At 48.1% G+C, this 11,265-nt stretch carries 8 protein-coding genes; 3 read left to right on the top strand and 5 right to left on the bottom strand.

The annotated features are described in order from the left end of the window. Nucleotides 1-14 precede the first annotated feature (14 nt). The 3 genes from JUB15_RS18800 to JUB15_RS18790 form a co-directional block, all read right to left on the bottom strand. Entirely contained in the window at nt 15-1,613 is a 1,599-nt protein-coding gene (locus JUB15_RS18800) for a Na+/H+ antiporter (RefSeq protein ID WP_207514063.1), read from the bottom strand. A gap of 150 nt (nt 1,614-1,763) precedes the next feature. Then, the gene (locus JUB15_RS18795) at nt 1,764-2,348 is read right to left on the bottom strand and encodes a TetR/AcrR family transcriptional regulator (RefSeq protein ID WP_207514061.1); all 585 of its coding nucleotides are present in this window, start codon (nt 2,346-2,348) and stop codon (nt 1,764-1,766) included. Nucleotides 2,349-2,389: 41 nt separating this feature from the next. Beyond that, nucleotides 2,390-3,139, bottom strand: a complete 750-nt coding sequence (locus tag JUB15_RS18790; protein WP_207514060.1) for an SDR family oxidoreductase — start codon at nt 3,137-3,139, stop codon at nt 2,390-2,392. Nucleotides 3,140-3,272: 133 nt separating this feature from the next. Here JUB15_RS18790 and JUB15_RS18785 point away from each other — a divergent pair, with 133 nt between their 5' ends. Then, nucleotides 3,273-5,102 carry an ABC transporter ATP-binding protein gene (locus tag JUB15_RS18785; RefSeq protein WP_207514058.1) on the top strand — a complete coding sequence of 610 codons (1,830 nt, stop codon included), beginning with the start codon at nt 3,273-3,275 and terminating at the stop codon, nt 5,100-5,102. A 160-nt stretch (nt 5,103-5,262) separates the two neighbouring features. Here JUB15_RS18785 and JUB15_RS18780 read toward each other — a convergent pair whose 3' ends face one another. Continuing rightward, on the bottom strand, nt 5,263-7,167 hold the full coding sequence (locus JUB15_RS18780; RefSeq protein WP_207514057.1) for an AAA domain-containing protein: 1,905 nt from the start codon (nt 7,165-7,167) through the stop codon (nt 5,263-5,265). A 335-nt stretch (nt 7,168-7,502) separates the two neighbouring features. Next, nucleotides 7,503-8,267 carry a DeoR/GlpR family DNA-binding transcription regulator gene (locus tag JUB15_RS18775; protein ID WP_207514055.1) on the bottom strand — a complete coding sequence of 255 codons (765 nt, stop codon included), beginning with the start codon at nt 8,265-8,267 and terminating at the stop codon, nt 7,503-7,505. 540 nt (nt 8,268-8,807) lie between these two features. Between JUB15_RS18775 and JUB15_RS18770 the strand changes: the two genes are divergently transcribed. Together JUB15_RS18770 and JUB15_RS18765 are read left to right on the top strand one after the other, a co-directional pair. Further along, nucleotides 8,808-10,127: an MFS transporter gene (locus tag JUB15_RS18770; RefSeq protein WP_207514054.1), complete on the top strand. Its 1,320-nt coding sequence runs from the start codon at nt 8,808-8,810 to the stop codon at nt 10,125-10,127. A gap of 135 nt (nt 10,128-10,262) precedes the next feature. Continuing rightward, on the top strand, nt 10,263-11,264 hold the full coding sequence (locus tag JUB15_RS18765; RefSeq protein WP_207514052.1) for a 2-hydroxyacid dehydrogenase: 1,002 nt from the start codon (nt 10,263-10,265) through the stop codon (nt 11,262-11,264). Nucleotide 11,265: the final 1 nt, after the last annotated feature.

Raw genomic sequence — 11,265 nt, 5'->3', positions numbered from 1 at the left:
ACTCAGGAACTGAATCACCTTCGTAACCGTGCTTCTTCCAGATCCAGCTCCCATTCCCTTTCCCGGATCAATTCTTCACTGAAGCTGTTGTTGTGCCGGAAACTATTCAATTCACGGCGCCGTACTTCAACCAGGTCAAGCAGCATTTGCCGGTAATGGGGTAAAAACGATTGCGTTTCATTAACAGCTTCCTGGTTCTCCAGCTTTTTTTGTGTTATGGATATCATGCGCGCATACCGGTCGTGCACCCGTTTATAAGTCTCATTTTCTGCTATCTCTTTGGCATAGCGCGTGTTCATGTGAGTGAGCACGGCCCGGGCCAGCTGTAAACGCAGGTCAAGCGCCTCCCTGTTCTCAGACAGCTTTTCATCGCCTTCGATCTTTAACAGCCTGATAAGCGGCTTGAGGCTCAATCCCTGTAACACCAGGGTAAAAAGTATTACCACAAATGTGATGAACAATATGAGATTGCGGTGCGGAAAGGCCTGGTTATCCGCCAGCGTCAGCGGTACGGCGAGGGCCGATGCCAGTGAAACAACCCCCCGCATGCCGCTCCAGCCCACCAGCAATACATTCCGCCAGCCCGGGTTGGATTCCTTCTCGCGGATACTTTTAAACAGCCGCCGGGGAATATAGGTAGCCGGGAATACCCACATAATGCGAATGAGGATCGTAACCAGGCTAATGATCACTGCATAAGAAATGGCTTCGCTTACTGAATAATTTTCCATACCCTTAATAATATCCGGCAACTGCAGGCCGATCAGGATAAATACAAAGCCGTTCATTAAGAACACCAGCGTGTTCCATAAACCTATCACCTGGATGCGGGCTTCGTAACTGAAAATATCCTGCGAACGGAAAGTGAGGAACAGACCACCGCTCACAACAGCCAAAACGCCCGATACATGAAAATGCTCTGCTGTGATATACATGATATACGGAGAGATCAACGTAAATGCAGCATCGATCTCCGGCGTGGTAGGAAAGAACCGGTGAATGAAATAAACAAAATGTGCGATGGCCAGCCCGATGACGATCCCCAGGATGGCCACCATGAAAAAAGTTCCTGTAGCTTGCCAGAAATGGAACTGGCCCGTCATTATTGCTGCTAACGCAAACCGGAATACGATCAGGCTGGCAGCATCGTTCACGAGGCTTTCACCTTCCAGGATAATGATCGCTCTTTTGGGCACTTTCAGGCCCTGTAATACAGAGGTGGCGGCAATGGCGTCGGGCGGTGAAATTATACCACCCAGCAGAAAGCCGGCTGCCAGCGAAAAATCGGGGATCAGCAGGTTAGACACCCAGGCAACGGCAGCAGAAGTAAAAATGACCAGTCCGAAACCCAGCAGGCTGATAGGCCTTTTCCATCGCCAGAAATCATTCCAGGAAGTATTCCAGGCTGCCGCGTACAGCAGGGGCGGCAGAAAGATCAGGAATACCAGGTCAGGATGTAAACTGATGTGAGGAATGCCTGGGATAAGACTGACCAACAGGCCGCTTATTACGAGGAAAATAGGATAGGCAACCTTCAGTTTGCCACTGATCATGGTAAGGATGCTGATGGCAAAAAGAAGCGATAAAATAAGTAACAGGTTGTCCTGGATCATAGGCGCAAAAGTAAGGGGAAAAAAGCGTTAGGCTGAACGCCTGGGCTTAACGCGCCTTCCTCGTTTTATGACGGCCGCCTGTAAGGCAGGCTGTCATTGACTTCAGACTATTGCGTTTAGCGTTCTGCGTTCGGCCTACAGCTTCAGCGTTTATTCATCCAGCATCGATAGCGAGATCTTCGCTATCTCCCGCAATACATCGGCATCAGGCCGGTTCATCCCGGTTACCCGAAGCCCTGCCAGACTATTAAACAAATGGCGGCTCAATGCTTTCGGTGAAAATTTTTTCGGGATCTCGCCTTTGCTTTGCCCTTCCTTTATCAAGGCGCTGAGCACCTGTTCTATATCTTCCATGTTCGACTGGAAAATGGCCATTACGTCTTTATCCACCGCACTCAGTTCCATGCTTGCATTGATCAGCAGGCAGCCTTTACCGCCTTTATCAGCCAGTATATCTTTGATATAATAGTCGAAAATAGCACGGATATTCTTTTTGGGGCTGTCGCTCCTGGTGCATTGTTTTTCCATATCACCCTGCTGTGTGCATCGATAATAGTTCAGGCTTTTCATGAACAGGCCATGTTTGTCACCGAACGTATCGTATATGCTCGACCGGCTTAAGCCGGTGGCCTGCACCAGGTCATCCATGGAAGTACCGTTGTATCCCTTTTCACAAAAGACTTCCTTGGCTTTTGTCAACACTTCCGTTTCGTCGAACTGTTTTGTCTTTGGCATCGGTTGTATTTGGAATCTTTGTTCCAAAATTACCGCAAATTTTACAATGTGATCATACCACCGTCGGCAATGATCTCGGCGCCCAGCACAAAGGTAGAATCATCAGAAGCGAAGAAGGTGGCAACCCGTGCAATTTCAGCCGGATCGGCAAAGCGACCGAGAGGCACTTTACTTTGTACAGCCGTTCTTAATCCTTCTTTCTCTGCTACGGGCAACCCTAATTTATCAAATATAGGTGTAGTTACCGGGCCGGGGCTGATGGCGTTCACCCGGATCCTGCGGGGTAATAATTCTGCCGACAGGGTGCGTGCTAATGTCAGCAGGGCCGCTTTTGTAGCAGAATAAACGCTTGAATTGGCCATGCCCATATGCGCATTCACAGAGGTGTTAAGAATGATAGAACCGCCGTCATTCACCAGGGGCAGCAATTGCTGGATGGTGAAATAGGCGCCTTTTACATTGATGTTGAATTGTTCGTCATAATGTTCTTCGGTCACTGCTTCAATGGGAGCGAATTTCCCTATGCCTGCATTGATGAACACAATATCAAGTGCAGGCGTTATTTGTTGTACCTGATTGCGAAGCGCCCTTACGTCGTTCAGGTTGCTGGTGTTCGATAGTATGGTATGAACTTTTCCCTGCAGCGCTTGTTTGGCTTCGTCGAGCGACTGCCGGCTTCTGCCGGTGATGATCACGGTTGCCCCCTGTTCCAGGAATTCTTTTGCTGTAGCGAAACCAATACCGCTGTTACCGCCCGTAATGAGGGCTGTTTTATTTTGTAAACGATTCATGAGTGATAAAATGTTTGATGAAATGGATATTGGAATGATCATTCCGGTACAAATGTATATATATTGGAACGAATGTTCCAAATAAAATTTCCGGTATTAACAAATTGGCAGGAAAATGGTATCTTGAGAGAAGATGAAAAAGTACCGGAATATGTTCGGGGTGGCAATCAAATCAATTGATTTTGCCTGGCAAACGAACAGGCGTTTGTTGATCCTGCTGATGGTGTTCAATATTTTTCAGGGGGCTGTGGTATATCTGCAGTTCACCAGTTTTGCGGCTATAGTTGATGAGATCATTAAGATAAAAGACGGCACGGGTAAAACCAGTCAGCTCATTTGGTCGTCGGTGATCCTGGGTTTGTCGTTCCTGGTGCCGCTGATCATAGGTAATATAGGATCGCATTACCGTATGATCTTCCGCATGCAGCAAAGTGTGCAGTTCGACCTGTATAAAATTGAACGGCAGGGCAAACTGGATATCGGCACAATTGAAAGCAGTTCCTACCAGAACCTTTTACGTAGCGCGCAGGAGTGGGGCACGGGCAGTATACTCAACCTGCAGGATTTCTTTTTTAATTCCGCTACCAATTTTGCCGGCATTATAACTTCCATCAGCATTCTCTGGTCGTTGAATTACTGGCTTGTGGTCTTTGCCGTGCTGGCAGCGGCGCCAGTTTATTTCTTTTACAAAAAGTACAGCATGGAGGTGTTCCGCATTCGCTATTTTTCCGTCGACGACCATCGCATCATTCATAACCGCATTTCGCATTTTGAAGAATTACAAAAGGCTGTGGATGTCATCCTGCTCAAATTGCAGCAGTGGCTCAAAGTACAGATCAGCGACAGAAAAATGGCATATCATAACAAGATCATTGCGGCCGAACGCAAGAAAGCCATATCATACAGTGTAATGAGCCTGTGGTACCTGTTATTCCTCTTTGCGGCCATTGCCCTCATGACCCGGGAGGCGCTGGCCGACCGCATTGCTGTGGGCGGTTTGCTGCTGGCATTCACCACCTATACACGTTTCTACCAAACCATCAACGGCTATATTGAAAGCATTTCTCATGCAGAAGAAGCATCCCGCTACGCAGCCCGCTGGTTCGAGTTGTTCGATATGCAGCCCCGCATTGTTTCCAAAGAGAATGCCGTCAGGGTACAATTCACCGAACCACCGCTGATCGAATTCAGGGATGTCAGTTTCCGGTATCCGGTTGGCGAAGGTGACACGCCGTTTGTGTTGCAGCAGCTGTCGTTTACGATAAGGCCGGGGGAGAAAGTAGCTATAGTGGGCGTGAATGGTTCGGGAAAGACCACGCTTATCAAACTGCTTTGCCGCATTTATGATCCTACCGAAGGGAATATTTATATTAACGGAATCAATTTGAAAGATCTTCACCTCGAAGACTGGCAAAGCGCATTGGGCATTTTGTTTCAGGACTTTCCGATATATAATTTAACCATTCGCGAATCGATCGGTGTGGGCCGCATTGAAGAGAACGGCGAGCTGCCGGCGGCAAGGGAAGAAAGAATGAAACAGGCTGCGCAGTTTTCCGGTGCTGATGATTTTATCAGGGATTATGATCAGCTGATCTGGAAAGAGTTTGCCGGGGGCATTGATCTGTCGAAGGGACAGCACCAACGGCTGGCGGTAGCGAGGATGTTTTACCGCAATGCAGCAGTGACCATCCTCGATGAGCCCACTGCTTCAATAGATGCCGTGACCGAAGAAAAGATCTTCAGTACCCTCGAGCGGAATATGCAGGGAAAAACAGTCATTCTCATCACGCACCGGTTCAGTACGGTTAAGAATGCCGATAAAATAATACTACTGGAACATGGCCGCATTGTGGAATGTGGCTCCCACCGCGAATTGATGCAACTCGATCGGAAGTATGCGGAGTTATACAATATGCAGGCGAAACGGTACCTCGAAAGTGATGAGGTTGATAAGGTTAGTTAGTTATTCAGTTCTTCAGTTATTGAGTTATTCAGTTGTTCAGTTCTTTAGTTATTCAGTTGTTCAGTTATTGAGTTAATATTTATTAAGTGACGGACAATAGTGAGTTCTACAATTTGAGCTTTTGCCCATTGTCCGTAACCCATTGCCCATTGTCAATGGGTTACTCGGCGAATTCCCACGCACTTTGATACGCATTCCTGTCCTGCGCCCATGTAATGAAATCAGAATAGAAGGGGAATTGCGACAGCGTAGCGCTGTCACCGATAACAACGAGCTTTTTACGGGCGCGCGTCATGGCCACATTCATGCGCCGGATATCGCTTAGAAAGCCGATGCGGCTATCGGGATTGCTTCTCGTCATGCTGATGTACACAATATCCCGTTCCTGGCCCTGGAAGCTGTCGATGGTATTGATGGCGATCTTATGTTCATACGCCTGCAGGGCCGGTGAGCTCAGGAACTGTTCTTTCAGTGTATCTATCTGTTGTTTGTAGGGAGAAATGATCGCAATGCTCGGGAAATTTTCCGGTTTATAATGACCGTCAAGCGTCGATACCAGTTGTGTAAGATGGCGGAACAGGAATGCCGCCTCTTCCGGATTGTACGTACTTGTTTGTTCGGTCTTTTCATCAAAACCGCAACCGGCAGTATCAACGAATACAAGCGGATGGTCGTTGTTGAAGAGCACATGGCGGGCAACGGATGCATGCGCTTTCAGCCGGTCGGCATAAAAGGTAGAAGAAGAATAACCCATGATCATTTCGTTCATGCGGTACTGTTCTTCCAGCAGGACTACCGATTCAGGGTGTAGTGCCACCGTTTTTTCCAGCAGGGTAGTGGCCAGTCCGTTCCGGGCGGCCTCGGTACTTTTTACCGTAGGCGGTAACTGGCAATGATCGCCGGCCAACACCAGTTTTTGTGCTTTCAAAACAGGGATCCAGCAGGCGGGTTCCAGTGCTTGTCCCGCTTCATCGATCACTACGGTATTGAACTTCAGGTTGCGAACGGTATAATGATTGGCGCCCACCAGGGTAGCGGTGATCACCTGCGCTTTCGCTACCAGGTCATTGATGATATATTGTTCTGAATTATCAACGTCTTTCATGATGTTGCGCGCTTCCGCAAACAGGGCTTTGCGTTGTTCACGTTCCGCCTTGCCAAAATGGCGTTTATACTTATGCGCCATATCGAGGAAGGCCGAAGCCTGTTTCTTCAGCCGCTTTATTTCTTTCATGTGGCTGTGCTCGGTCATCTTGTAGTCGAGCGTGAGCGACAGCAGGCGTTCCGAGACCCGCGCCGGGTTTCCCACGCGCAATACATTCAATCCTTCATCGCTTAATTTTTCGCTGAGCAGGTCAACCGCGGTATTGCTGGGCGCTACCACGAGTATTTGCTGGTTGTCGCGCCTGATCATGGCTTTGATGGCCTGCACCAGCGTGGTGGTTTTGCCGGTTCCAGGCGGACCGTGCACAATAGCGAGGTCGTTTGCTTCGAGTATTTTGTTGACAGCCGCTTGTTGTGACGAGTTTAAACCGCGAACCGGTTCCAGGATTTGGCTGGATTGAAAATTGGGCTTTTTACCACCCGTAAGTATTTGTATCAGCCGGCCCTCGGCTGGTTTTTCTGCCAGCACCATCGCCTGCTTACAGGCGTTCTGCATTTCATCGTAGCTGTTCTCGTCGAAAAGCAGATCGATACCCAGCTTGCCGTCGCCGGCCCAGTCGGGCAGCTCATCGGTGCGCAGGGTGATCTTCAGCCGGTTGCCGTTCACAAACGTGATAGTGCCTTCCACTTTGTTCGAGGCGGCATCATGGTTAGAGAACAGTACAGCAGGCATGCCAAACCGCAGCTGGTGAATTATATCGTGGTGGGTAGTGCGTTCCACTTCAACGGTCAGGTAATCGCCCCGGCTCATTTCCTGGTCGCGGATAGCGATGGGATACCAGGTAAGTCCATTGGCCCTGCGTTGGGCTACAGAGGTAGTTTGCGTAAGCTTTAAATACAATTGCCGGTCTTCTTCACGTTCCGTTTTCAACAAATCCAGCAGCCTTTTAAAATAATCCATTCTGCAAAAATAATGTGTTTGCCGTTTTTTGGTGGTTGTAAATGACTGAGAAAGCCTGCGCAACACCAAATTGAACGTTAAAAACCGTCTGTTTAGGCATATACATGTACGGGAATAATTGCAAAACACAACATGACAACCAGTACTATGGACGTTATACGGAATTGGTTTACGATAATTTAACCAGTCTGGCTGCGAAGATGGACAGCAAAACCGCCGGGAACCGGCAATTGCATTGGAATGGCGCTGTTAACTGTAAAACTTAAACTTGTAACCTGTAGCCCTTTTCGTGGCGGGTTGCCCCGGCAACCGGTAACTGTTAACCGGTACCTGCATTATTCCGCAATGATGGTTTTCACGCCTTTTTCTTCCAATTGCTTGATGCTTTCTATAGGAGCGCCGGCGTCGGTGATGATGTAGTCGACCTGGTCGAGCCCGCAGATGCGGCCGATACCGCGGCGGCCGAATTTAGTGCTATCGGCCATTACCACTACCTGTTGTGCTACCTGGATCATTTTTTTATCGAGACTGGCTTCTGCCAGGTTTGTTATGCTTAAGCCGAATTCCGGTTCAATACCATCTACACCCATGAACAGCAATCCGCAGGAGATATCTTCAAGCAGGCGTTCGCCGAAAGCGCCGGCAGCGGATGCCGAGCTGTGATGGATGAGGCCGCCTATTTGCAGGATATCAACATTAGGCCGGTTGCATAATTCCAGCGCAACCCGCAAAGCCGGTGTAATCACGGTGATATGTTTTGGCGGATACAATGCCTGCGCCAACTCGAATACGGTGGTGCCTGAACCAATGATTATGCTGTCGTTCTGTCCCAACAGGGTCAGCGCTGCTTTGGCGATCTTCTTCTTTTGATCGGCATTTATAAATTCCTTCTCATTGATCGTGCGTTCCGCCGCATAAGGATTATTGATAGAGCCACCGCCTTTTGTTCTGAACAACAGGTTCTTTTCTTCCAGCAGTTTCAGGTCCTTTCGAATGGTTACACCCGAAACCTGCAGCTCTTCGCTGAGTTCCTGAATATCTACCCGTCCTTTTTCCTGTAACTTCTGGATAATGAGTTGGTGTCTATCAGTGATTGTCATGGTTAAACTGAATAAGGTATTTGATGTGTGATTATTTGAGCTTCGCCCCCGCAAATGTAATCGCTTTCTGTAAAAAGGTTACAGATCGTTTAATTTTTTAAATAAAGTTAATACAGGATTTACCATTCTGACGCTTAAATGTGTTTAATTAATGGTTTAAAAACATTTAATTGTATTTAAATTTGTTTAATTACTGTAAATTTTGTTTACTTTGTTATCCGTTTTTCATTCTTTAACCGTGGATTAAGCATTATTTATGGCTTTTTTAGGCCAGGTTCTGGTACTTTTTTCCGGTTAGGCTTGTCAATTGTTAATAACCACCAGCTTGTTTCATCGAAATTAAATAAAATTTAAAGCGAAAAAAGGCTGAAATGGTGGTCATCCCGAACTTTTCCCGTTATAATCAATGCGCCTTTCGGCCCGGCGAATCGTACAAATAGCCCGGAAAAGACGGCAAAGGGTTGAAAAAAGAAGGATACAAGATTATTCACAACTGTACTACTCCATCAATGGGTGGAGCTTAAAGTAAAATAACGATTCATGCAAAAGCTTGCTGCCAACAACACATCATTCGCCGACAAAACCGGCATTCCCATGTCCCTGCTCTGGGGCTACGTAGGTATCCTCATATTTATGATGGGCGATGGTATGGAAACCGGTTGGTTAAGTCCTTACCTCACAGGAAGGGGCATGAGCATTGAACAAAATGCTTCGCTGTTTACCGCTTATGGAATAACCGTAGCTGTTTCTGCCTGGTTTTCGGGTGTGCTGGCAGAAGGTTTTGGTCCGAAGAAGACCATGCTGGCCGGTTTGTTATTGTACCTGGCAGGCACTGCAGGTTTTGTGGGATATGGGTTGGGGCAGCTGAACTTTCCCGTTATGATCGTAACGTATGCCCTGCGTGGTTTTGGTTATCCGTTGTTTGCTTATTCTTTCATGGTGTGGATCGCCTATCAAAGCCCGAAAGAGAAACTCGGCCGGGCTGTTGGCTGGTTCTGGTTTGTATTCACCGGTGGATTAAACGTACTGGGCGCTTTTTATTCCAGTTGGGCCATCGAGAGCCTGGGCTACATTAATACCTTATGGAGCTCGGTATTCTGGGTGTTGATCGGCGCTTTTTTCGCATTGATCCTCAATAGAGCGCCCTTTAAAAGTAGTTCCCATGGCAATAATGCCGGCGGCAGGGCCCGCGAACTGCTCAAGGGACTTACCATCGTACAGGAAGAACCGAAGGTGTTGCTGGGCGGCATTGTGCGCATCATCAATACCACGGCGCAATTTGCTTTCCCGGTGTTTCTGCCCATGTACATGGAAAAGCATGGATTCGATACCACCACCTGGCTGAAGATCTGGGGCACCATCTTTACCAGCAATATCATCTTTAACCTGATCTTCGGGTTTGTGGGTGATCGTTTTGGCTGGCGCAATACCATTATGTGGTTTGGTGGAGTAGGCTGTGCGATCACAACCCTGTTACTATATTATGTGCCGCAGGCGGCGCCGGGCAATTTCACGATCGTACTGGCTGCCGGCATTTTGTGGGGCGCCTGCCTTGCCGGTTATGTGCCATTGTCGGCCCTCGTTCCTTCATTGGTTAAAAAAGACAAAGGCGCCGCCATCGCCATTCTGAACCTTGGGGCCGGACTGCCGGTGTTTGTAGGCCCTGCGCTGGTTGGTCTGTTCTTCAGCGCCGTGGGCAATGAAGGCATTATCTGGATCCTGGCCATCCTTTATTTGATCAGCGCCTTCCTTACAAAATTCATCACCCTGCCCGATAATGCAAAAACATTACATCATGTGAAGGGCGAGGCCGTGCAGGTGGCTGCATTGGAAGAACAGGCAATAGACAATAAACAATAGACAATAGGCAATAGGCAGCGGGCAGTTAGCAGTTGATTCACGATTGACGACTCACGATTCACGATTCGATTTATGATTCACGCGAAACGATAGAAACAAACTATAATAAAGAAATAACAAACAAAGTATAAAATTATGAAGATCCTTGTGACGGCGCCTTACAATGATAATGGCCTGGTAACATTGCAGGAACATTTTGGCGAGGTAATTTACAGGCCCTGGAAACCAAATGGCCGTGCATATTATGCCGATGAGTTAACGGCTTTGTTAAAGGAAACCGGCGCCAACGCATTGATTACAGAACATGACCATGTAACGGCTGCAGTGATCGATGCCAATACTCATTTGCAGTTCATCGGCGTTTGCCGCGGAACGCCGTCAAATGTGGCTGTTGAAACCGCCACCAAACATGGCATCCCCGTTTTTTATACCCCGGCGCGCAATGCCCAGGCGGTAGCAGAAATGTTCATAGCCAACGTGATCACATTTATGCGCAATACCCTGGCAGGCGTTGAATGGTTGAAAGGCCGTAACTGGGCAGCCGGTGCACATACTTCGTATCTTCAGTTCAAAGGCACTGAGCTGGCCGGTAAAACGGTGGGTATGGTAGGGTTTGGCGCTATTGGTCAGCTGATCGCATCCATGCTGCAGTGTTATCCCTGTCCGATTCAGTTTTATGATCCGTACGTGACAACCTTTGATGAAAATTATCGCTCTGTGTCTCTGGAGGAATTGTTTGCAACCAGTGATATTGTTTCCATCCACCTGCCGGTTACCGAACAAACCAGGGGGCTCATCGATTATTCGCTGTTGTCGAAAATGAAACCCGGTGCCATTTTTGTTAATACAGCCCGGGCAGTGGTGGTGAAACGCGATGACCTTTTGCGGGTGTTAAATGAAGGCGCCATTCGCGGGGCGATCCTCGATGTGTTCGACCATGAGCCGCCCGATGAAATTGATTATCAGATCATCGATCATCCCAATGTGCTGGCGACACCGCATATTGCCGGTGCTACCTTCGAAGTGGAAGATCATCATGTGACCATTTTAAACAAGACCCTGGTCGACTGGTACGTGCATAATAAAAGAACCGGCGCCAGGCTGGCTAATAAAGAAATATTGACTGTACAGATCTAAC

Origin of the sequence: Longitalea luteola, assembly GCF_017356035.1 — a bacterium.
GTDB classification, from domain to species: domain Bacteria; phylum Bacteroidota; class Bacteroidia; order Chitinophagales; family Chitinophagaceae; genus Niastella; species Niastella luteola.
The sequence above is the reverse complement of the archived record's forward strand: the minus strand, read 5'-3'. Positions and strand labels throughout refer to the sequence as shown.

What these genes read in the sequence shown, in the direction of transcription:
- JUB15_RS18770 (WP_207514054.1), top strand. Translation starts at nt 8,808, where the DNA reads ATGCAAAAGCTTGCTGCCAACAACACATCATTCGCCGACAAAACCGGC.
- JUB15_RS18765 (WP_207514052.1), top strand. Translation starts at nt 10,263, where the DNA reads ATGAAGATCCTTGTGACGGCGCCTTACAATGATAATGGCCTGGTAACA.
- JUB15_RS18800 (WP_207514063.1), bottom strand. Translation starts at nt 1,613, where the DNA reads ATGATCCAGGACAACCTGTTACTTATTTTATCGCTTCTTTTTGCCATC.
- JUB15_RS18775 (WP_207514055.1), bottom strand. Translation starts at nt 8,267, where the DNA reads ATGACAATCACTGATAGACACCAACTCATTATCCAGAAGTTACAGGAA.
- JUB15_RS18780 (WP_207514057.1), bottom strand. Translation starts at nt 7,167, where the DNA reads ATGGATTATTTTAAAAGGCTGCTGGATTTGTTGAAAACGGAACGTGAA.
- JUB15_RS18785 (WP_207514058.1), top strand. Translation starts at nt 3,273, where the DNA reads ATGAAAAAGTACCGGAATATGTTCGGGGTGGCAATCAAATCAATTGAT.
- JUB15_RS18790 (WP_207514060.1), bottom strand. Translation starts at nt 3,139, where the DNA reads ATGAATCGTTTACAAAATAAAACAGCCCTCATTACGGGCGGTAACAGC.
- JUB15_RS18795 (WP_207514061.1), bottom strand. Translation starts at nt 2,348, where the DNA reads ATGCCAAAGACAAAACAGTTCGACGAAACGGAAGTGTTGACAAAAGCC.